We start from the raw sequence: 21,604 nt of genomic DNA, 5'->3' as shown, positions 1-21,604 counted from the left end.
TTGAGTGGATTAAAACTTTTGTAGCAGCAGGCCGATGATCGGCCCCAGCCATTGGCTATACATAAAAGCGGCAGATTTGAAGACGGATCTGTCGGCTGATAAATGCAGTAAAAAGAGTTGAGTGGCGTTGCAATAGCGCCCGCTGCTAATCGCCGTTCGCACGGTATGCAGCGTTCTTGAAAGCGATGAAGTTGATGAGGTTAAGCGTTGCATGGTCGCATCCCTGTGAATTGTTAAAGTCCCTGTTGTTTTCTCTACAACAGCTTCTTGATAACAGAGTAGTAGAGCTGCGTTGTTCCTAACGTTGTATTTTCCGTTGTATTTTTAGCCAGTTTCGATGTTGGGCGTGTTTTGTGGCGCGCGATTGTCGTCTTCTTGATTGAGGTTGGCATCGTTGATCACTTTTCCGTTTGTTGGAGATAAGATCGTTGAAAAATACAGGCGTAGAGCGACCGCCTTATACGGTGTGATGAGTTATAAAATGGCTGACAATGATCGCTTGTTGGGTGTTTTTTGCTCGCTCGGAGCCGGCAGCTAGTTACGTGATGGGGTCACATCCTGTAACGAAGTATGAGGACCCATTGGAGCGATAGACGATTCTCTTGAAGGCAAGCTGTGAGTAATTGGCAAGTACTTTCCTAGACATAACTGCTTGGATACATCCCTAATATGCGGTCGACATGTGCGTCGAGGTTAAGAAAGTTGGAGGTTCTCGAATTCAGATTTCATTCCATGAAGAAATCGAATGGCGCGTACGTTAAGCGTGAAAATCTTTGCAAATAAATATTTCACTTATGTGGATGGTGCGTGAAATTCTAACGACAAAATGCCTCGTAAATAGTAAATATTTCACAAAATGTTGGTGCAAGATAAAAATTTGGCGCGAAAAAAATCAGTCATGTCCAATGATATAAATTCTGACATTATTGTTTTTTTTATAGGAACTAATTGTTCGTTCAGTGAAACAAGACCATAGGATGAACCGGTTCCATTGAGAAGACTCTTGTCTTCGAGTTGGTAACTATAGTAGGCGAGATTTATTTTTGATTGACAGAATGCTGTCAATTTGACGTTTTTCCAGTGAGCTGTTAGGCAGAGTCGTTTTTTGAAAAAATACCCCTAAAAATAGTGGTGATATTTTTTGGTCATTGCTTCTTCGCAATCTCTTATTGGCGATAGCGGTGTCGTTTCTTCATATGGCCGAAATTATAGATGTACTTTTTGTAGGGCCATTTTGTCTTGCATATAATTGCCCTATGATTCTGTTTCTGACCCTACGGGCGTCTTAAAATGACGTGATCAGTGTTAGGATGCGAGCCACCTTCTACAGTAACAACAGTGCATGGATGCCTTATGTTGATGAAAGCAGCGCTACTTATCTTTGGGTGTTTGAGTGTGTTCGTTACGGGCTGCTCTTCGGTGGATGTGCCTTTGATGCCAACACCGGTGTTGTATCAAGTGCAAGATAAAAGTCCGCTGGAAGAGATTCCAGAGTCCCAACGCTGGAGGATGCGCCAGGTGTATTACGCCACCACGCGAGCGCGTGAAGATTCCAGCCAGCGCGTTAATTACAATAATGAGATATCGTCCTATGTAAATGTCGGGATGACGGCTGTAGGGTTCGGGTCTTCGAATTTGTCCTGGGCAGATTTGAGTCAAGCGTCAAAACAATATCCTCGAAATGCAAGCATTCCCTTGTCCCTGGCAGGCATCTTCGAGGTGGGGCGATATGGGATCGACGATGATGGCAATGTGACAGAAACATCGTCCAGCAGTCGATGGTTGGCGACACAGATTGATCGAGACTTGGTCGATTCAAGGTCTGGAGAAATATTGATTTATGTTCACGGAGCCTCGGTCAATTTCTACAACGCCAATGTGTTCGCAGCACAGCTGGATCATTTTATGGGCAGAGATCTGGTGTCTGTCGCGTTTTCCTGGCCCACTCATCAGAACATTCTTTCCTATGGTCTGGGCGAGGACAGGCGACGCTCCTATGAGTCAGCACCGGCTTTGGTATCGGTGATCAAGCAGCTGGCGGGGAAAACATCGGCAAAGCGTATTCACATTATTACGTGGAGTGCGGGTGGCCGATTGGTTTCAACAGCACTGTCACAGTTGAGAGAGCAAACACCAGAGCTGTCAGCGGAAGAGTTGCGCGAACGCTATCGTCTTGGCACAGTTTACTTTGCCGCCTCTGATGTTCCTGCCGATGAATTTGTCGCGCGTTTGCCCGCCATTAATGACGTGGCGGAAAGAATCGTTGTGACCGCCTCTTCCAATGACGATGCCCTGAAGAAATCTCAGCTGTTCATTCGTGGCAGTCATCGTATTGGGCTTTTAAACCCTGGCCTGACACAGGCGCAAAAGGTGCAAGTGGAACGCGCCGATCGGCTCGAATATGTCGATGTCTCGGAAGGGAGTGATACCCGAGGATTTGATATTACCGGTCACCGATATTGGTTCGATCACCCCTGGTCCAGTACAGATTTAATTCTATCCATCAGAGGCAATTTACCCGCATCCGAACGAGGGTTGGAATCTTCCGGTGAGGCCGTTGTGTGGTGGATGCCAGAAGATTACCCAGATCGCGTAAAAGTCATCGAGTTTTAGTGCGTATTAAACTACGTCCGGTTAACCCTAAAGCTCACCGATATTCAGCAAGATTCGGCTGTTTATCGCTTTTAAGCTCTGACATCCTTACCTGTAGCTAAGAAACGCCCATAGATTTCCTGCTCTCGGTGATGGATATGATGCAGTTGAAGAATAAGGTCGCTATTGTAACTGGCGCCAGCTCTGGCATAGGTTACGCGGCCGCAAAGTGCTTTGCGGCTGCAGGTGCTCTGCTGGTTGTTGGCGCTCGCAGAGAGGCACTGCTTGATCAACTGGTCGCTGATATTGTTGAGGCTGGGGGGACGGCAGTTCCTCTGGTTGGGAACGTCAAAGAAGAAACTTACGCTGAACAGCTGGTAAATGTGGCGATCGACCGGTTTGGACGCCTGGATGTCGCGTTCAACAACGCTGGAACGAACGATGCCTTTGGCATTGATTCCTGTGATCTTTCCCATGCCGAATGGCAGCATTCCATAGACACCAATCTGACGAGCGCTTTTTTTGCCGCTAAATATCAAGTGCCTTGCATGCGTAAACAAGGCCATGGTTCTATCATTTTTACCAGTTCCTTTGTTGGAAATACCACGGGGTTTCCAAAAAATTCTGCTTATGCAGCAGGCAAGGCGGGAGTGGTTGGGTTAACCAAAGCGTTAGCTGCCGAGTATGGAGAAGAGGGCGTTCGCGTCAATGCCTTGTTGCCTGGAGGGACGGATACGCCGATGGGGCGGGCCTTTGCGACGACACCGGAAATGCTTGAATTTGTGCAACAGTCACATGCCCTCAAGCGACTGGCGACGCCGGGCGAGATTGCCCGTGCGGCGCTGTTTCTCGCATCCGAAGATTCAAGCTTCGTTACCGGAAGTGCGATGTTTGTGGATGGCGGCATATCTATAACGAAAGTTTAACTGGTAGATATTAATCTCTGGATAAAGCACTACATGGAAAAAAACTATGCTCGTATGTCTGCGGCCATCGATTTTATTCGAGCCAACGTTGATCGGCAGCCCGGGTTGGCAGAGATCGCTGCACACGTACATTTGAGTGAATACCATTTTCAGCGTTTGTTCAGTCGCTGGGCCGGGGTAACACCGAAGCGCTATTTACAGCTGCTAACGCTGGAGCGAGCCAAAGACATCATAAAAAACCGGTCTCTCTCTACGCTCGACGCCAGCTTCCACGTTGGCTTAAGCAGCAGCTCCCGGCTGTATGACCACTTTGTGAATATCGAAGCGGTAACACCCCAGGAGTTTAAGCGGCAGGGCGAAGGCCTCACGATTCATTACGGGTATCACGCTACGGCGTACGGCTGGATGTTTATTGGGGTGACTCCGCGGGGAATCTGTCAGTTGGCGTTTGTTGAAGACAAAGGCGAGGCGGGGTCGTTGAGTGCCTTACAGCAACAGTGGTCCAAAGCGACGTTGGTAGAAGATGAATCCCTGACACAACGGCAGATCGACGCCATTTTTTCGAATTGCTCCTCCCAAGGAAAAGTCGCACCGCTATCTCTGTGGGTGCGGGGAACAAACTTTCAATTGAGCGTTTGGCGAGCGCTCCTTATGCTGGGCACGGACCAGCTAACCACTTATGGAGAACTCGCAGCGGCGATTGGCAAGCCGAAAGCGTCACGGGCCGTGGGGAGTGCTGTTGGCGCCAATCCGATTGCGCTGGTGATACCCTGTCACCGGGTACTGCGCCAGAATGGTGAGTTGGGTGGCTATCGCTGGGGAGAATCCAGAAAGCAGTTGATTCTCGCCAGGGAGCTGGCGCAACAGGAGGGAGAGCCTCAGCTAATTGATGGAGAGCCTCAGCCAATTAATGGGGAGCCTCAGCCAATTAATGGGGAGCCTCAGCCATTCGAAGGAAAGGTTCAAAGATATTCTGAATAGCGCTATCAGACTTGAAATCAGTAACGCTCTTGGATATTCCAAGAGCGTTACTCGATGTTTAAAACGATCGGGATATTAAAAACGACAGGACGCTAAAAGCGATAGGTGGCTCTCATAAACAGGCGACGCCCGTCCTCAACGCTGCCCTTGCTGTCGTAGTCTGACCAGTCACGGTTGGTCAGATTCAGAACGCCGACGTTAAAATGCAGGGCGGCCCCGTAGTAGATGGTGGCGCCGATATCCAATAGCCCCAAAGCAGGACAGCTGTCATCGTCAAAGCAGCCAGGTGCGGGTCGATTACTGGCGCGCAGTTTTGAGCGGTAGCTGTAGCTTGCCCAGGTGTTGAGTTGACTGGAGACCGCCCACTCCAGTGTGGTGACCAAATTGTTTTGTGGGGCGCCGCTCAAGGGTTGTCCTGCGTCTTCCCCGGTTTCTTCCTCAGAGTCCAGCCAAGTGTAAGATGCGTTCAATGACAAGGCTTCGGAAAGGGGCATGTCCAGAGTGACTTCTACCCCGTGAGACCAGGCGGAATCGACATTGGTGCGGTAGGACCAGCTGCAGGCATAGTCCATACGTGCGAGGGCGTCAGAGCAGTATCCCTGAGGGTCGACTCTATCCCCAACCAAAAAGTTGCCGTCCTCGTCGGCGTAAACCGTTGAGTAATTCAGGCTGTCCAACTTGTCTTTGTATTCTGTTCTAAACAGAGTGACGGCCAGATTGGTTTGATTGAGTCCCTCCCAGATGGCGGCAATTTCATAGTTGATGCTCGTTTCGGGCTTCATCTCGGAATTTGCGTAGGTGTAGGAGAGAGCGCCTGTGCTGGTACTTTCGCTTTCGGTCACCAGGCCCGGCGCCACATAGTCCGCTCTGGGTGCCTTGAAGCCGGTGGCAACACCGCCTTTCAAGGTGAGATGGTCGGTTGGGCTATAGACCAGATAAGCGCGAGGGCTGACGTGGCTGTCGAAGTCGTCCGGGTGGTCATAACGCAGCCCAAGCGTCAGGCTCCAGTCGTCGGTCAAATTCCAGGTATCTTCTGCGAAGATGGCTTGGTTTTCCTGGGTGATCACATCGATGACATCACCTTCGACACTTTCAATATTCCAGCTGTTCACTTCGTTGCTGGTCATTTGAATGCCAAAGCTGGTGGTGTGGTCGCCGTGGAATTCCCAGGGCGATACGATTTTGGCATCCAGCGTCCAATTGTCGGCTTCGACATCACCTTTTTCGGCGTCTTCCTTTTGAAACGCTATGAGAGTATCGCCGAATGCGAAGTTGCCCTGGTGGGAAATGGACCAGGTTTCCCGGCGGGTTGTTTGATCCCACAGGCTGCCGACACTGCGCCCGGCAACCCAGGCGTGCATATTAAAATATTCATGACTGGTTTCGAGCATCAACTCTTGATTGTCTGTCGGTTTATACCAGAGCTTGCCGGTGAGATTGCGGTTCGTGCGTTCAGGTTCACCACGGGGTACATTGTCTTCTTCTCGGTATTGTTCGCGACCGCTGATTTGCAGTCCTAGGGTGTCTTTGTATATGGGGCCTCCGAGAAAGAAGCTGGCGCCGCGGCCGTCGCCAAAATCAGATTCTTCCTGCAGGGTTGAGTCGACACTGACTTCTCCGTTCCAGGCGTTGGAACTTTTTTTCGTGATGACATTGATGACGCCACCCATGGCATCGGCGCCGTAGAGTGTGGACATCGGGCCTCGAATGATTTCGATGCGCTCAATAGCCGACGGTGGCGGCATAAAACTCTGTTTGACGTTGTTGTTCCCGTTGCGGGCGATTCCGTTTAGGTTTTGGCGTTTGCCATCGATCAGGATCAATGTGTAGCCGGCGGGCATGCCCCGCAAGCTGATATCAACATTGCGGCCTTCGCCGTTGGTGAGGGCAGCTCCAGGTACGGTTCGTATCACATCCATAAAGTCGGTGATAGGGCGGGTTTCCAGATCTTCTGGTGTCACCACGCTGACGCTGGCGGGGGCTTCTGAAATCAACTGCTCAAAGCCGCTGGCGCTGACGACGGTTGTATCCAGCGTCTCCAGCTCACGGCTTAATTCATCGGCGGCGGTTCCGTTGTAGCAGCTCAGAGATGCGCCGCAGGCGACGAGCCAGATTGCGTAGTGGAGATGGCGGTGTTGTTGTAGCCCTCTTACGGAGAAGCGTGAATTCCTAGTCATTGTTTTCCCATTTAAATCAATAAGTCGGTTTTAGGCCACCCTACGCGCTTGTGGTGGGCGTTTTGGGGCCGGAGTCTTGTGCTGTAGGCATCATCAATGTGATGAAAAGCCATCGCGTTCCTCTTCGATAATGATTATCATTTGAGAGATAGGCTAATGGCCTTAACTGACAGAAACCTGACGAGACCGTATTTGCGGCGGGAAGCCCATGAAGTTGCTGATCGTGGAAGATCATGAATCCCTGAAAACCTTATTGAGTTCGAAACTTGCTGACAGCGGGTATTCTGTTGATGTGGCGGCGTCTGCGCGGGAGACGCTGTCGCTTTTGCAGTGGGTTAGGTACGACCTGTTGATTTTGGACTTGGGGCTGCCAGACGGTGACGGCATTGAATTGCTGAAACAGCTGCGCTTGCAGGTGGGGTATCAGAACCCGTGTTTGATCCTGACGGCCAGAGATTCGCTGCAGAGCAAAATCGACGGATTGGACGCCGGCGCCGATGACTATCTGATTAAGCCCTTTGAATTTGACGAGCTCAACGCGCGAATTCGAGCGCTGTTGAGGCGCCCCAAAGAACTGGAAGACGAGGTCCTACAGCTTGAAAACCTAAGGCTCTGTAAATCGAAAAGTCAGGTGTTTGTTGACCAGAAACCCTTACAGCTGGCCAAGCGGGAATATCTGTTGTTGTGCGAACTGGTCAGCCACGTCGGCTGGGTGGTGATTAAGAATCAACTGGAGGATCGTGTTTACGGATTTAACGAACCCTCATCACCGAATGCGGTTGAAGCCCTGGTTTCGAGAGTGCGCCGTAAACTGGCAGAAGAGGGGGCGAGATGTAAAATCGAAACCATTCGCGGGCTTGGGTACAAGCTGTGTGCCTGCGTCGCGGATCCAGGTTGATGAAGTTTGCACGGCGGGTTACCGCCAGTCTTTCCGGTCGCATGATTCTGGCGTTGTCCTGCATGTTGATGGCAGGGTTGGTGATGTCGGCCATGTACCTCAATCAAACCATTGGTGAACTGCGGCGAGCGCTTGTCTATGTTGAAGCTCATCGTCTGGTGGAAGGGGTAACCTATGCCGAGGGCCTGTCTGACTTACCGCTGACACAAAGTCATGGCGACGTGCAATACACTCTGTATAGCGCCGATGGTGAACTGTTATGGTTCTCCAGTAACCTGTCCCACCCACGACGCTTTAAACCCAGTGTACTGTCGACCACGTGGTACGGGATGCTCTTCAATAACATCGGCCAGGTGTTGAACGTTCCCGTGACGCTGGCGGACGGGAACGTGATGATGGTATCGCTCAACGACGCCCATTTTCGAACGTTGCTGGAACCATTGATTCAGCAAAAAATCTCTCGCTCGATCTGGTTGATGGTATGCCTCGGTGTGTTGTTAAGTGTGGTTGTCATTCCGGCGTTTGTTCGGTGGACGCTGCGTTCCGTCAATCACGCGTCACAAATTGCCAAGCACATTCATCCCCATGGTGCGATTAAACGCATTCCTTCAGAGGACTTGCCGACGGAAATTCAACCCTTGGCGATCGCCGCCAATGCAGCGCTGGAAACCTTGGACTGCGCCTATCAGGCAGAGCGTCGGTTTGTTGCCGACGCGGCCCACAGTTTGCGTACACCGTTGACGGTTATCGCGTTGCAATTTGATAACCTTAAAAAGGGAAAATCGGACGATACATCGTTGATTCAACGAGAGTTGGCACGACTGCAGCAGCTGGTTTCGCAGCTGCTGCAACTGGCTAGATTGGAACACGATGGCGAGCAGGTTTGTCGCACACAGAAAACGCAATTGTCCCGCTGTTTGCGTCAGGTGGTGACAACCATGCTGCCCAGGTTCGACAGCGAAGGCAGAGTCTTGCGATTGAATATCGAACCGCAGGTTGAAAGTCAGTTTTGTGTCGGCTCGACGCATTTTTTCCACGAGATTTTCCTGGTGCTTATCGAGAACAGCCTGGTACACGGCGAGGGTGATGTCTGTATTCATTTGCACAGCGCTGGCGATCGGTTAACGGTGGCGGTGACCGACCAAGGGAAGCGGTTGGTGGGACTGTCTCTGGCAACCCTGTGTACGCGGTTTTATAAACAGCGGTTAGACAGTAGCGGCAGCGGTCTGGGTTTGGCCATCGTCGATACCATGCTCCCTTATGTTAATGGCTCACTGGCTTTTCAGAGTGAGCCGACGACAGCATTTACGCTGTCGTTTCCTGTTCAATCGAGCGCTGCCCCTGGTGTTCGACTGTCCCTATCGACGAGTTGATCTTTACACGTTTGCGCTCGAATTCTGAGAATCAATACTATTGACCTCCGCGCGGGGAAGGTGCAGACTCTGCTCTATTGTTATCAATCGTTACTGTTTTCTTTAAGTAAGGTTGTCCTTATGTGGCATGCCTTACTCGGTTGAAAGGCGATCCGTCAAACGAGCGGCGTTTTTTTCAACACAATGACTATTTTCGGCATAGGTCAGCCAGCGTCTAACTTGTTGATATGTGTCGGGATATCATCGGCTGATACAATCATCGACAATAGGTATAAGAAAAAAGATGACACTTACTCGACGGGTAGATCCCAATTCTCTGATGTTGTTTTATGAAGTCGTCAGTGCGGGCAGTCTTGCACGCGCCAGCGATTCTATCGGTATTCCTAAATCCACACTCAGTCGCAAATTGCGCGCCTTGGAGAATCAGCTTCAGGTCGTGTTGATTAAACGCGGTGCACAAGGCATTAAACTGACCGAAGCCGGTGAGGCCATTATGTGTCATTGCCAGCGCATTCGCTGCGAGGTTGATCAGACCGAAGAAGTCGCCAACGAGCTGGTGTCTGAGCCTGCCGGAACGCTGCGAATCAGTGTGCCGCCTGCGTTTGGCTGCCGGGTGGTTTCCAAGGTTATGGCGCGGGTATCCAATCGTTTTGATCGGCTACGGCAGGAGATTGTCGTTACCAGCAATCCCGTTAATATTGGAGACGAACCTTTTGACATCGTGATTCAGGTCGGTGAGGTAGGTAACGATAATGTGCCGTCACGTTTACTGACAATTATCGATCGGGGATTTTTCGCGAGTCCCAATCTGTTCAAAAATCGAAAGCGTCCCGAAACCGAACACGATTTGGTTAATTTCCCAAGGGTTATGATTCCATCCCATATTGGTCAGACGGATATATGGCCGTGTGGACTTCATGAAACCGACGATGCCAATCTGCGTGCAGTGGTTACCGATGTTTCTATGGCTCGGCAACTCGTAGTGGAAGGTATGGGGGTGGGCATACTGCCTGTGCATCTGTGCCAGGAAGATGTTGAAGCAGGGCGTCTGGAGAGGATCTTACCGGACTTTCGCTTACCGTCAGCGAATGCTTATGCCTCCTATCTTGAACATCGTCATCAACCCGCTCGGCTGAGGGCATTTATGGATGCGCTGATCGAGGAGTTCGAGAATGTGGCGCCACCGCGACGTCACTAGTTCGCGGTGGCTGGCGGAGCAATGTCGGTGACGGCACTATTCTGCTCTTACTTTACCCTGGCGGGCAACGTCAGCCCATTCGCGGCAAATGCCTGCAGCCCGGTCGACTTTTATCATCGGGCATCGGCTTGTGCAGAAGCGGGCTTTACCGGAATCGGCTTGGGGGTGGATGACCTGTCTCATCTGTTTGCCACCCTGGGAGCCGATTCCGTGGCCAATGCGCTGCGTGAATTGCGATTGACCTGTGAGCTGGAAGTCCTGCCTGACTGGTTCGTCGATGGGGCGAGGCGCAAAGCGTCGGATCAGAAACGCCATCAGTTATTACTGGCGGCAGAACGTCTGTCGGCAAGGCACATTAAAGTGGTTGGCGATGTCACTGGTAAGGTTTGGCCGCTCGAGCCGATGGTCAGGGAGTTCCAGCGTCTTTGCGCCCAAGCTGCCGAAGTTGGAACGGCCATTACCCTCGAACTCTTTCCCACCTCCAATCTTGCCGATTTGCAAACCGGTGCCTGGTTGGTGCAGATGGCCAACTGTGACAACGGTGGTTTGTTGCTGGATAGCTGGCATCTTGTGCGCGGCAATATTTCTTTAGCGGCGGTCGCTCAGTTGCCCGCTGGTTTGGTGAATCACGTCGAATTGAATGATGGCAGCTTGCTGCCAGTTTCAGATTATGTGACGGATACCATCAATCATCGTTTTTCGCCCGGGGCGGGAGAATTTCCTTTACAGCAATTATTGAGTGCACTCAGAGACATTGATTATCGAGGCAGCTATGGCGTAGAAATTCTATCTGAGCGTTTCCGCCATTTAGCGACGCGCCAAGCTGCACAGGAGGCCTACGCAGGGCTCCGCGAACTTTTGGGCAGCGTCGCCAATGAACCTGGCTAAACAGGTCGATTAAGAAACGTTTTTTGACGGAATAATTGTCTCTGTTTCGTATCAATAGGGACAGGGTGATGCCTTTTTTCTGGAGTGATTTGCTCTCAGACAAACACAATTAAGCGTTTTTCTGCGGCGTAGATTGCTGAAATATCCACCGCAAATACAAGGTGAGACAATGATAATGACGGACTTTAAATTATTAATTAATGGCGAGCTGGTCGACGGTGCCAGCCAGATGGATGTCATCAATCCAGCCAAAGGGGAAGCGTTTCAAGTCTGCCCAAGAGCGGACGAGGCTCAGCTGAACCAAGCCGTCGCTGCTGCTAAAGCGGCGTTTCCAGCCTGGTCAGCGAGAGTCTTAGAGGAGCGCAGCGGTTTATTGGTCAAACTGGCTGAAGCGATAGAAAATGACGCCGAAGAATTCGCGAAGTTGTTGACGGCGGAGCAGGGCAAGCCCTTGGCTCAAGCCCAATTTGAGGTTATGGGCACGGCTGGAACACTGCGCGTTTTTGCGGCCATGACGCTTGAACCGAAAGTGTTGATGGAAACCGAGGAAACCCGCATTGTCGAACATCGTGCACCCCTTGGTGTGGTGGCGGCGATTACGCCGTGGAATTTCCCGATGATTCTGCTGGCCAATAAGATGGGGCCTGCTTTGCTTGCGGGCAACACCATGATTTTAAAACCGGCGCCGACCACACCTTTGACAACCTTAAAAATGGGAGCGTTGTGTGCCGACATTTTCCCTGCGGGAGTGGTTAACACTCTGGCAGATCAAAACGACTTGGGTGCGAGTCTGACCACGCATCCTGATATCGCTAAAATCGCGTTTACCGGTTCGACCGCGACAGGTAAAAAAGTCCTCTCAAGTACTGCTGAAACGCTCAAACGCGTCACGCTGGAATTGGGCGGCAATGATGCGGCTTTGGTGTTGGACGATGTGGATGTCGCAGAAACGGCTGAAAAGATCTTTATGGGGGCGACCTATAATGCCGGCCAGATTTGTGTGGCAATCAAGCGCGTATATGTGCCAGATGCACTCTACGATGATTTCTGCAATGCGCTGGCCGATCTCGCACAGAAGGCGGTGGTCGGTGATGGTATGGATCCCGCAACCCAAATCGGACCGATTCAAAACCGCATGCAATTTGAAAAGGTAAAAGAATTTCTTGCCGACGCTGGTGCCAATGGCAAAATTCTGGCCGGTGGGGAAGCTCTGAGTGGCGCTGGGTATTTTATTCCGCCAACCATTGTGCGCGATGTGGATGACTCGTCCCGTATTGTCGCAGAAGAGCAGTTTGCGCCGGTGCTTCCGGTTTTGCGTTACACCGATGTTGAGGATGCGATTGCTCGTATCAACGATTCCGTCTATGGCCTGGCCGGTACGGTCTGGGGGAGCGATAAAGCGAACGCTGAGGCGATTGCTCTGCGAATCAATTCTGGTACCGTCTGGGTGAACAAGCATCTGGACATTAACCCCGCGATTCCATTCCGTGGTGCGAAGCAGTCTGGCATTGGCGTTGAGCAGGGTGAAGAAGGCTTGCACGAATACACCCAGGCCAGAGTGGTCAACAGCCTGCGTTGATCGTTGTTCGACCCGTCTGTCTTGCGGTCGGGTCGATGTTACGCTTTTGCTGGCGCCTGTGGTGAGATTGCCCCAGCGCTCTGCAAGTGGGCGTTTTTCATACGTTTGGAATCGATTGGGTTAACTCTCTTATCAGGAAAAAGTCTTTTGCCCTGATTCCGACACCTTTCCTCATCTGTATCCTTTATTCTCTCTTACCCCGCGTCGTTTATGGCCTCTCAGTCGATGTCATTGGTGTAATGATATGACCCTAATCCCATAGGCTTCTGGGTTTTGAGGCGGCGTGACGGTTTATTTTCTATCTGATAATTATTATCATTTGGCAAACTCATCGTTCATCATGGATGTCATTATGATCTTTACTGCTCGAAAAACCGCAAAAAAGGCTTGTTCTTTAGCGCTCTTCTCACTAGTGTCCTGCGCTCAGGTCTATGCCAACGGTCCAATCGGCGAGCACGTCAATCATTTGCAGGATCACCTGGAAGCCTATACCGAGGAAGTGGATTGGTTAATCGGCAAAATTGACGGCATTGTCACCACTTATGAAGCAAAAGGCGCGAAAGCGGCAGAAGCCGATAAAGTGGTCGATTATTGGGAGGAAGTGGATTTCCACTCTGCCATTGAAACCAACTATGTGCCGCTCTATGCCTCTATTTGGCAGGGCTTATACGGTGTGAAAGAGAGCATCGATAATGAGCAGTCTATTGAGGATGTGCGTAAACAGCAGGAAATGTTTGAACAGTCGCTGTGGCAGTCCCTGGGCGCGGTAAAGTTGGCAGCCCAGTTCCAGGACCGTGGCTTGTTGGAGAAAATTCAGGCGACTGAGACCGCGCCAACGACCATGGCCGAAACCATGGCCGATATCAATACCCGGCTGGACCGCGTGGTTGCCAAATATGCCGAACAGCTGCCGAAAGAGGCGACGGCAATTGTGCACGATACCTACCTCAATCGATTTGAAGGGGTCGAGGGGACACTGATCGAGCAAAAAGCCAGTTTGGTCGAAGACTTGGAAAAAGACTTTAACGTCACTCTACCGAAGGCATTGGCAGATGGTGCTAGCGTAGATGAGGTTAAAAACATTATCGGCGCGATGAAAGTAAAACTGGGCGAAGCTCGTGAATTGCTGGTCGCCGCTGAGGAAAATCGAAAGGAAGTGTTTTAAGTGCATCGCAGACAGTTTGTACAGTGCCTGTCGGCCCTGGGTGTCATGGGCAGTTTTCCTGCCCTGGCACAATCCGGCGCCGCTACTGGCGCCGAATCCGTAGAAGATCTGCCAACCTTGAAAGGGGATCTTACTCTGTATTTGGGGCGGGGTGAGGGTGGCCTTTACGAGAACATCATCGAAGCGATTCGCAAGCGTAACCCCGAGCTTAACCTGTCTATTCGGCAGGGCACTACCGCCGCGCTGGCCAATATGATCGTCGCCGAGGCCAAAGCGGGCGTTCGCCGTGCAGACCTGTTTTGGGCGGTGGATTCTGGTTCCGTCGCAATGGTTTCCGATGCCGGTCTTGCCAAGCCGCTGCCAGAATCCATTCAGAGCCGTATCAAAGAAGGCTTTCGCTATCCAAATTGGGCACCGGTGTCCGGCCGTATCAGAACCCTGCCGTACAGCACAGAGCGCATGCAGCCGGATGCCATTCCCGATTCCATCATGGCGATTGCCGACAGTGACCTGACCCTGGGTTGGGCACCGGCCTATGTTGCGTTTCAGTCTTTCGTCACCGGTATGCGCATTCTCCAGGGCGACGATGAAACCCGCCGCTGGCTTAAAGCCGTCAGCAAGCGGGCCAAGAGTTACCCCGGTGAGCTGGGCGTGGTGATGGCGGCAGAGCGGGGCGAAATCGACTTGGGGTTCGCCAATCACTACTACACACTGAGGTTAAAAGCTGGCAAGCCGGACGCGAAGGTGGACATCGCATTCACTAAAGATGACGCGGGCTGTCTGCTCAATGCCTCCGGCATTATCGCGTTACGTGATGACGACCTAACCACTAATTTTGTGCGCTATCTGCTCACTCGAGAAGCCCAGGGATATCTCGCCACAGAAGGGTATGAGATTCCCATGGTCAGCGGTGTTCCTCCCATTACTGGCCTGCCACCATTGGCGACTATCTCGCCGCCAAAAGTGGATTTGGCGCAGCTGGCCGATTTGCGGCCCACACTGGATTTGATGCGTGATGCCGGCGTGTTATGACACGCTGGTCCCCGTCTTACCCCATTGCATTTATCATTGCGCTGCTGGCCCTGGTGCCAGTCGGTGTGCTGATTGAGCTTGGATTCAGTGATGCGGAGTTCTTTAATCCGCGTAATCTCGACATTCTCGTCAACAGTCTGCTGTTGGTGGCCCTCACCGCGTTGGGTGCCATCCTGGTTGGTGTACCGCTTGCCTGCCTAACGGCTTATGTGCGCCTACCCTGGCCCAGGGTGTGGCTGATTTTGCTGGCGGCACCCCTGGCACTGCCGAGTTATCTTGGTGCTTTCACGATTTACGCGGCCTTTGGTCCCGGTGGCGAGGTTGAGGAGCTACTTGGCATTAAGACACCGTCGGTCTATGGCCTTTGGGGTACGGTTTTGGTCATGGTGCTGTACACCTATCCCTTCGTAATGCTGACAACGCGTGCGGCTTTGATGGGGCTGGATGCCAATCAGGTGCACGCGGCGCGATTATTGGGATTGTCTCTGCCGCAAAGTCTGCTAAAAATCGTTCTGCCGCGTGTTGTTAATGCTATGGCGGCCGGCAGTTTGCTGGCGGGACTCTACGCGCTCTCGGACTTTGCGACGCCGGCAATGATGCGATTCGATACCTTTACCCGGGCAATCTTTATCGAATACAACGCCTTTGGATTGAGTCAGGCGGCAATGTTGTCACTGCAGTTGATACTGGTGGTGGCGCTGGTTTTGTTTTTGGAGTCCCGGGTTAAAAAAACGTCGGAAAAGCCCGGTCAGAGTCTGGTTATTCAGCCCCGTCGTCGCCTGCTGATGTTGGCGTTTTTGGGGGCTGCCCCAGTTGTGTTTTTCGCCTTGGCGCTGCCGCTGATTGTCTTCGGCATCTGGCTGGCACGAGAAGGGCTGGGGGGCTTCGACCCAATCTATGCCTGGAATTCCGTAAAAGCGTCGCTGTTAGCGGCGGTTTGTGCGGTTGCTCTGGCCATCCCGGTTACTCATGCGGCACTCAGTGGGCGAGCCGGTCGTTTGATGGAGCGAATCACTTATCTGGGGTTTGGTGTTCCCGGTATTGTTATGGGGACGGCGCTGGTGTTTATCGGCCTGCGCCTGCCGTTTCTCTATCAGACCCTGGCGCTGTTGGTGATTGCCTATGTGTTGCGTTTTTTGCCGCTGGCCGTCAGTTCGGTGAGAACCACCACCGAAGGTCTCGACAGCAGTCTGGTGAGCGCTGCACGCGTGCTTGGTGCAACTCCCAGGGAAGCATTTTGGCGTGTGACTCTGCCGCTGACGATGCGTGGCATGGTCGCCGGGGCAGCACTGGTGTTTTTAGAAGCCATGCGAGAGCTACCTGCCACCTTGATGTTGGGGCCAAACGAGTTTGAAACTCTGGCGACCTATTTGTGGCGTGTATACGAAGCGGGCTACTTTGGCCGTGCGGCAATTCCCGGTTTAATTCTGATTGTAATGTCTGGGCTGGGCCTGGCCTTGATGTTAAGTACTGAGCGTATGGCTGGCGTACGAATAGCGAAGGATTCACAGAAATAATGTTGTCCGTTTCTCAACTTTCCGTCACTTACGGAGATAAACCGGTTCTCAAATCGGTTGATTTCCGTCTTCAAAACGATGAAATACTGATGTTGGTCGGGCCGACCGGATGCGGTAAAACCACAATCCTCAAAGCCTTGGCCGGGCTCATCTCAATGGCCGCTGGAAGCATTCAGTTGGGTGATTTGAACATTACCGCCAGCGACTATGTGCCGCCGGAAAAACGCCGTATTGGAATGGTGTTTCAGGACTTTGCGCTGTTTCCTCACCTGAGCGTGATCGAGAACGTGGCGTTCCGGGTTCAAGATCCTGAACTTGCTCATCACTGGTTGAACGTTTTGGGGCTTGCCGACTTTAAAGAGCGCAAACCGGATCAGCTCTCCGGTGGACAGAAGCAGCGGGTCGCCTTGGCTCGTACCCTCGCTCACCAACCACAGTTGATTCTGTTGGATGAGCCTCTGTCCAGTCTCGATGCGGCGCTAAAGGACAGTGTGCGCTGGGAAATACGCAATGCCTTGAAAGCGGCAGCAATTCCCGCAATCTGGGTAACCCACGATCAGGATGAGGCGCTTTCCGTAGGGGATCGAATTGGTATTCTCAATGGCGGTCAGCTCGAGCAGCTGGCCGAACCGGAAATCTGCTTCTGCGAGCCTGCAAGCCGGTTTGTTGCCAAGTTTCTTGGTGAGACCAGCTTTCTGTCGGGACAACTGCAGGTTGCTGTCGACGGTTCTGCTACTGATTGGCTGGCGATGACGTCCCTCGGAGAAGTTCCTGTACGCTTGCCCGCAGGTGCAGTTGTAGAGCCACAAGCCGCCATTGATATCGTGTTGCGACCCGACGACCTAGTATTGGACGGCGGTGTTCAGGGGAATGCCGTGATCAGCTGGTGTCGCTATGAAGGCGGTTCGCGATTGTACGGGTTGAATCTAAGCGATGGTACTGAGCTGAAAAGCCGCACCGGCCATGGTGTGCATCTGGAGCAGGGGCGCCGTTTACAATCTCGGATCGTCACCGATCATCCATTGGCGGGGTTTGTGAAGACTTGACGAAGAAGGGTATCAGAGGCGTCTCAGGCGACACCTCTGATCGAGTCTGACCGTGCTAACGCAACAATCAGTCGTTGAAAACGAGCGTTGCGTAGACAGGGACCGCAGTCGCAATGGCATTGAGCTGGGCGATGGCTTGAAGTTCTGCAATGCCCGTATCCAGTCCAAAGTCAGCGGCGTTGATCAGCAGCGGACTTTCAGTGGTTGCAACGAGCGTATCATCCAGTTTGGATACCCGCAGGGTGGCGTCATACGTGGCTGTTTTGCCGTGGAGAGAGATGCTTAGCGGCAGTGTTATGCTCGCCTGTTCTCCGTCTTTTAAACCTTTCACGGTATCTGCCGGAACATCAGCGGAAATTTCTGCCGTTGGCATTTTCGCTACATTGAACAAAATATCACGCATGCGCTCGTTGCGAATGGGAATCGCCGTTTCTACCGTGGCGAGATCAATGCTAACGCTTGCCACGCCGGCATCGCTGTAACTGCCGCTCAGCCCGGTAAAGTGATGGTTCTCGGCAATGGCGTTATTCTTCACAGAGGTAAAGTAAACGCTGGATTCTTCGGCGTTTAAAGTCATATCCGCCATGGCGCTGCTGGCCAGCAGAGTAATCGCGGCTGCGCAAATGCCCTGTTTCAGCATGTCCTGCTCCTTTTTGTGGGTCTTGTCATTGGTCTTGTAAAGCAGCGGCCTGGCAAAGCTTGAACCGCTGGCTACTAGGACTACGCTAACGGATATTAATTTCTCTGTTAAGTGAACTTTACGCCGGTCTTGAGGTATTTTTGCCTTGCCGCTGCTCCGCCATTTATACGTCAACGGGTAGCTGCTGGCCTGGGGATGCTAGGGCGAAGTAAAGAAATCTGTTCTTGGTGTGCCGGTTTCGTCATAAACCGGCTCATAGCGGTCGGTGGCGTATTTCAGAACATCGACGTCGAGCAATTCATAGTTGTGCAGTTTGGCCGCCATGTCTTTGTACCAATGACAGTCAAAGTGCGCTTGCAGTGCGGCTTCATCCGTCCAGCGTTCGAAGACTCGAATTTGTCCTGGTACCAGTGGGTTGGGGCACCAGTCGTAATCCAGACAGCCATCTTCGGCTTCCAACGCGCCTTGGATTAACGGTGCGCAGTCGGCCAAGAGCGCGTCAATGATGTCTGGGGAATACTGCAGAGTGCCGGCGATAATAATCATAGAAACCTCGTTGTTGGTCACTGAAACATAGAGGGTTATAACAAAGGGACATGGCGGCTTCAGCCTGTCGAAAACAGTGGGTTATAGACAGGTTCGTTCTGAGGCCGCGAGGCCGGTATGGCGCCGAGATGTAGGTATTTGAGTATTGGTGTGTTTACTGTAAGTCTCTTTGCTGACTCCATCTTTTGTTTTATTTGCCCTCCATCGCCGGGCGGGCGAGTTCCTTTTCTTGACGCAAAGAAAAGGAACCAAAAGATGCGCCCCCAAGGCGTTCCGCCTTGAAGGGGAGGTTTGTTCTGGGGCTGCGAGGCCGGTATGGCGCCGAGATGTAGGTATTTGAGTATTGGTGTGTTTACTGTAAGTCTCTTTGCTGACTCGATCTTTTGTTTTATTTGCCCTCTATAGCCGGGTGGGCGAGTACCTTTTCTTGACGCAAAGAAAAGGCACCAAAAGATGCGCCCCCAAGGCGTTCCGCCTTGAAGGGGAGGTTTGTTCTGGGGCTGCGAGGCCGGTATGGCGTCGAGATGTAGGCATTTGAGTATTGGTGTGTTTACTGTAAGTCACTTTGCTGACCCGATCTTTTGTTTTATTTGCCCTCTATCGCCGGGTGGGCGAGTTCCTTTTCTTGGCGCAAAGAAAAGGAACCAAAAGATGCGCCCCTAAGGCGTTCCACCTTGAAGGGGAGGTTTGTTCTGAAGTCAGTGGTTGGATAGGGTGGTGCGTTTCAGTTTTACGTACTTAACTCACTTCTGGGGATCATTCAGGTAGAATACGCTCCCGCCGTCGTTTTCCACTGATTCTTTTTTATGCAGCTATCCCGTGAACAGCAAGATATCGTCCACCATTCCAGCGGCCATGCGTTGGTCGTTGCGGCGCCGGGTAGCGGTAAGACCACAACATTAGCTCATCGAATTGTTCATTTGTTGAGCAATGGGGCTGCGCCGGATTCGATTACGGTGTTGATGTTTGGGCGGGATGCGCGCCAGGAGTTTCAGGCAAAGCTGGCTGCGATTGCGCCTCAGGGGCAACGGTTGCCTGACATTCGCACGCTGCATTCGGTGGCCTATGCCACGGTGAATCTGCTGACAAACCGGGGAATGCTGCCCAATTACCGGTTGGAGACGAGTGATAAGGCGTTAGAGTTGCTGGCTATGGCGGCGCTTAAACAGACGCTGGGGCAGGAGAAATACAAGGGCTATCAGGATCGTGATACCAAAATTGTCGAGACGTTGATGGGGTTTATTGGGCTCTGTAAGGCCTGCCTTGACGATCCCGCCGTTGTTTTCGATCGCTACGCGTTTCCCGATAAGTTGAAGTTTCTAGTTCGTGCTTACGAGACGTTTGAATCTCTGCGCCATCAACGCCAGATTCGCAGTTACGATGATTTGCTGTTGGATCTGGTGAAACTGATTCAGGAAAATAACAAGGTCGCTGCCTGGATTGGGAATAACAAAGATCACGTGATCATTGATGAGTTTCAGGATATTTCACCGGTGCAATTTGCGTTGTTGCAGGCAATTGCCGGAGATCGCGCGCAGGTGATGGCAGTCGGGGATGAGGATCAGAGTATTTATGAATTTCGAGGCGCGACCCCCGATATCATGAATCAGCAGTTCGAAACGGAGTTTTCTGGAACTCAGGTCTACGCGCTGTCGGCAACTTTTCGCTATGGTCATGAGTTGTCGCTGATGGCGAATCATCTGATTCACAACAATAAAACCCGTAAAGACATGCTGGTGACTTCAGCCCAGGGTACACCCGCAACACGGGTGCAAGTGGATATGCTGCACAGTGAGGCCCGCTGGATCTTGTCGGTTATTCGCCGTTATCTGGACGAGGGGAGGACGGTGGATGAAATAGCGATTCTGGCGCGAACCTATTCGGCAACGGTGGCGGTTGAGCTGGAGTTGCTAAGAAATAATCTTCCCTATCGAATGATGGGCAGTGGTGGGGCGCTCGCCACTCGTGAGATTAAAACGTTAATCCTTATCCTGCGTTTGGCCGACGGCAGTTTGTTTGATTTTCCCCAATCTGCATTGCAGGAAGCCTGTCGGGATATTTTACGTTTTCCATTATTGGCTCTCAAAGGCCCGATGATCGATAAGGTTTGTCAGTTGGCTGCCAAACCCGGTGGGGACCGATCGCTAAATCGAGCATTGCGAGCACCTCGCTATCAGGAATTATCAAAGTTTCAGCTGAAGAAGGTGCTGGAACGCTGCGAACTTCTCGATTATGTCGAGTCACGTCCTGCGCACAAAACCGGTGCCTATGAGTTGCTGAGTTTTTATGTCAAAGACAGTGAGTTGAGAGACAGCATTCGGCGCACGGCATTGACCTCCCAGGAATCCAGCGAGTCGATTGCACGTATTGATGCGTTTCTGTCTTATATCAAAGAGAACAATGGCAGTGTGACGGAAACCCTCGAACAATTGGACCAGTTAATGACCAGCAAGCGTGAGAGCAATGAAAGCTCTGGCATTACGCTGTGCAGTATTCACAAAGCGAAGGGGCTTGAATGGCCGATTGTGTTTATTCCTGCTCTGGAAGAAAAGAAATTTCCGTTTGAACCCGATGCCGAACATTTTATTGATCACGGTGAGGAAGCTGAACGCCGCTTGCTGTATGTTGGTATGACCCGAGCCAAAGAACGTTTGCACTTGTGTGCACCGGAAGATCCCGGCCTCAAACGTTATCTTGAGGAGGGGGTACGATCGGCCGACGATAAAACCACCCGCGCCAGTCGCTTTCTGTTCGAATCGGGTCAATTGTTCAGTCGTGAATTGGCCCAGTCCTTGTACTCGAAAAACGCTAAGCCACCTCAAAAACAGTCAGCGATTAGTCTTCGTTATCTAAAACTGGCGCGATGAGGGCAAGGTGTTAGCTGAAAAAATGCGGTGTTACTAGAAGGGCTAGTTTGGACAACGGTGGTAAAAACTCTAGCCAAACTCGACGATCTACTTTTATTTGCAGACACGAAAACTTGTGCTGGCAGATTTCAATCGTAAAAACAACGTACCTGAATTGAGATCAAGCCGAGTAAGTTGGG

General features: G+C 51.9%; 17 protein-coding genes. 13 read left to right on the top strand and 4 right to left on the bottom strand.

Features of this window, described 5'->3' with window-relative positions; genetic code table 11:
• Positions 1-9: 9 nt before the first annotated feature.
• Positions 10-213: a hypothetical protein gene (locus ACXAFR_RS00990; protein WP_475170861.1), complete on the bottom strand. Its 204-nt coding sequence runs from the start codon at positions 211-213 to the stop codon at positions 10-12.
• 1,140 nt (positions 214-1,353) lie between these two features.
• On the opposite strand from ACXAFR_RS00990, the gene ACXAFR_RS00985 reads away from it, so the two are divergent.
• From ACXAFR_RS00985 to ACXAFR_RS00975, 3 genes are all read left to right on the top strand, one after another.
• The gene (locus ACXAFR_RS00985; RefSeq protein ID WP_475170859.1) at positions 1,354-2,613 is read left to right on the top strand and encodes an alpha/beta hydrolase; all 1,260 of its coding nucleotides are present in this window, start codon (positions 1,354-1,356) and stop codon (positions 2,611-2,613) included.
• Positions 2,614-2,750: 137 nt separating this feature from the next.
• Entirely contained in the window at positions 2,751-3,518 is a 768-nt protein-coding gene (locus tag ACXAFR_RS00980) for an SDR family oxidoreductase (RefSeq protein WP_475170857.1), read from the top strand.
• A 33-nt stretch (positions 3,519-3,551) separates the two neighbouring features.
• A complete protein-coding gene (locus tag ACXAFR_RS00975) occupies positions 3,552-4,499 on the top strand; it encodes a bifunctional transcriptional activator/DNA repair enzyme AdaA (RefSeq protein WP_475170854.1) in 948 nt (315 codons plus the stop codon).
• 92 nt (positions 4,500-4,591) lie between these two features.
• On the opposite strand, the gene ACXAFR_RS00970 is transcribed toward ACXAFR_RS00975, so the two are convergent.
• A complete protein-coding gene (locus ACXAFR_RS00970; RefSeq protein ID WP_475170852.1) occupies positions 4,592-6,676 on the bottom strand; it encodes a TonB-dependent receptor domain-containing protein in 2,085 nt (694 codons plus the stop codon).
• Positions 6,677-6,884: 208 nt separating this feature from the next.
• Between ACXAFR_RS00970 and ACXAFR_RS00965 the strand changes: the two genes are divergently transcribed.
• The 9 genes from ACXAFR_RS00965 (at position 6,885) to ACXAFR_RS00925 (ending at position 17,372) form a co-directional block, all read left to right on the top strand.
• Positions 6,885-7,574, top strand: coding sequence for a response regulator (locus tag ACXAFR_RS00965; protein WP_475170849.1), 690 nt, complete (start codon positions 6,885-6,887; stop codon positions 7,572-7,574).
• Positions 7,574-8,947 (top strand): sensor histidine kinase, encoded by a 1,374-nt coding sequence (locus ACXAFR_RS00960; protein WP_475170844.1) that lies wholly within the window; start codon positions 7,574-7,576, stop codon positions 8,945-8,947. The genes ACXAFR_RS00965 and ACXAFR_RS00960 overlap by 1 nt, the downstream gene beginning before the upstream one ends.
• A 283-nt stretch (positions 8,948-9,230) precedes the next feature.
• On the top strand, positions 9,231-10,145 hold the full coding sequence (locus ACXAFR_RS00955; RefSeq protein ID WP_475170842.1) for a LysR family transcriptional regulator: 915 nt from the start codon (positions 9,231-9,233) through the stop codon (positions 10,143-10,145).
• A 27-nt stretch (positions 10,146-10,172) separates the two neighbouring features.
• On the top strand, positions 10,173-11,033 hold the full coding sequence (locus tag ACXAFR_RS00950; RefSeq protein WP_475170839.1) for a sugar phosphate isomerase/epimerase family protein: 861 nt from the start codon (positions 10,173-10,175) through the stop codon (positions 11,031-11,033).
• Between the two features lie 175 nt (positions 11,034-11,208).
• Positions 11,209-12,612 (top strand): aldehyde dehydrogenase family protein, encoded by a 1,404-nt coding sequence (locus tag ACXAFR_RS00945; RefSeq protein ID WP_475170837.1) that lies wholly within the window; start codon positions 11,209-11,211, stop codon positions 12,610-12,612.
• A gap of 352 nt (positions 12,613-12,964) precedes the next feature.
• On the top strand, positions 12,965-13,777 hold the full coding sequence (locus ACXAFR_RS00940; protein WP_475170835.1) for a hypothetical protein: 813 nt from the start codon (positions 12,965-12,967) through the stop codon (positions 13,775-13,777).
• Positions 13,778-14,809, top strand: a complete 1,032-nt coding sequence (locus ACXAFR_RS00935) for a substrate-binding domain-containing protein (RefSeq protein WP_475170833.1) — start codon at positions 13,778-13,780, stop codon at positions 14,807-14,809.
• Positions 14,806-16,326 carry an ABC transporter permease gene (locus tag ACXAFR_RS00930; protein WP_475170830.1) on the top strand — a complete coding sequence of 507 codons (1,521 nt, stop codon included), beginning with the start codon at positions 14,806-14,808 and terminating at the stop codon, positions 16,324-16,326. Before ACXAFR_RS00935 ends, ACXAFR_RS00930 begins: the two co-directional genes overlap by 4 nt.
• Complete coding sequence (locus tag ACXAFR_RS00925) at positions 16,326-17,372, top strand: ABC transporter ATP-binding protein (RefSeq protein WP_475170827.1); 1,047 nt, start codon at positions 16,326-16,328, stop codon at positions 17,370-17,372. Before ACXAFR_RS00930 ends, ACXAFR_RS00925 begins: the two co-directional genes overlap by 1 nt.
• Before the next feature lie 67 nt (positions 17,373-17,439).
• Here the strand turns inward: ACXAFR_RS00925 and ACXAFR_RS00920 are convergent, their stop codons facing one another.
• Together ACXAFR_RS00920 and ACXAFR_RS00915 are read right to left on the bottom strand one after the other, a co-directional pair.
• Positions 17,440-18,012 carry a YceI family protein gene (locus ACXAFR_RS00920; protein WP_475170825.1) on the bottom strand — a complete coding sequence of 191 codons (573 nt, stop codon included), beginning with the start codon at positions 18,010-18,012 and terminating at the stop codon, positions 17,440-17,442.
• Positions 18,013-18,210: 198 nt separating this feature from the next.
• Positions 18,211-18,558 carry a putative quinol monooxygenase gene (locus ACXAFR_RS00915; protein WP_475170822.1) on the bottom strand — a complete coding sequence of 116 codons (348 nt, stop codon included), beginning with the start codon at positions 18,556-18,558 and terminating at the stop codon, positions 18,211-18,213.
• An 806-nt stretch (positions 18,559-19,364) separates the two neighbouring features.
• Between ACXAFR_RS00915 and ACXAFR_RS00910 the strand changes: the two genes are divergently transcribed.
• The gene (locus ACXAFR_RS00910; protein WP_475170820.1) at positions 19,365-21,425 is read left to right on the top strand and encodes an ATP-dependent helicase; all 2,061 of its coding nucleotides are present in this window, start codon (positions 19,365-19,367) and stop codon (positions 21,423-21,425) included.
• Positions 21,426-21,604: the final 179 nt, after the last annotated feature.

The organism is Pseudomaricurvus sp. ABR4_320, assembly GCF_056159445.1.
Note: the sequence above shows the minus strand (reverse complement) of the source record. Positions and strands in the feature narration are given on the sequence as shown.

Coding starts and splice junctions, on each gene's coding strand:
- ACXAFR_RS00920 (WP_475170825.1), bottom strand. CDS start 18,012: ATGCTGAAACAGGGCATTTGCGCAGCCGCGATTACTCTGCTGGCCAGC.
- ACXAFR_RS00970 (WP_475170852.1), bottom strand. CDS start 6,676: ATGACTAGGAATTCACGCTTCTCCGTAAGAGGGCTACAACAACACCGC.
- ACXAFR_RS00910 (WP_475170820.1), top strand. CDS start 19,365: ATGCAGCTATCCCGTGAACAGCAAGATATCGTCCACCATTCCAGCGGC.
- ACXAFR_RS00955 (WP_475170842.1), top strand. CDS start 9,231: ATGACACTTACTCGACGGGTAGATCCCAATTCTCTGATGTTGTTTTAT.
- ACXAFR_RS00915 (WP_475170822.1), bottom strand. CDS start 18,558: ATGATTATTATCGCCGGCACTCTGCAGTATTCCCCAGACATCATTGAC.
- ACXAFR_RS00945 (WP_475170837.1), top strand. CDS start 11,209: ATGACGGACTTTAAATTATTAATTAATGGCGAGCTGGTCGACGGTGCC.
- ACXAFR_RS00990 (WP_475170861.1), bottom strand. CDS start 213: ATGCAACGCTTAACCTCATCAACTTCATCGCTTTCAAGAACGCTGCAT.
- ACXAFR_RS00940 (WP_475170835.1), top strand. CDS start 12,965: ATGATCTTTACTGCTCGAAAAACCGCAAAAAAGGCTTGTTCTTTAGCG.
- ACXAFR_RS00980 (WP_475170857.1), top strand. CDS start 2,751: ATGATGCAGTTGAAGAATAAGGTCGCTATTGTAACTGGCGCCAGCTCT.
- ACXAFR_RS00925 (WP_475170827.1), top strand. CDS start 16,326: ATGTTGTCCGTTTCTCAACTTTCCGTCACTTACGGAGATAAACCGGTT.
- ACXAFR_RS00960 (WP_475170844.1), top strand. CDS start 7,574: ATGAAGTTTGCACGGCGGGTTACCGCCAGTCTTTCCGGTCGCATGATT.
- ACXAFR_RS00965 (WP_475170849.1), top strand. CDS start 6,885: ATGAAGTTGCTGATCGTGGAAGATCATGAATCCCTGAAAACCTTATTG.
- ACXAFR_RS00985 (WP_475170859.1), top strand. CDS start 1,354: ATGTTGATGAAAGCAGCGCTACTTATCTTTGGGTGTTTGAGTGTGTTC.
- ACXAFR_RS00975 (WP_475170854.1), top strand. CDS start 3,552: ATGGAAAAAAACTATGCTCGTATGTCTGCGGCCATCGATTTTATTCGA.
- ACXAFR_RS00930 (WP_475170830.1), top strand. CDS start 14,806: ATGACACGCTGGTCCCCGTCTTACCCCATTGCATTTATCATTGCGCTG.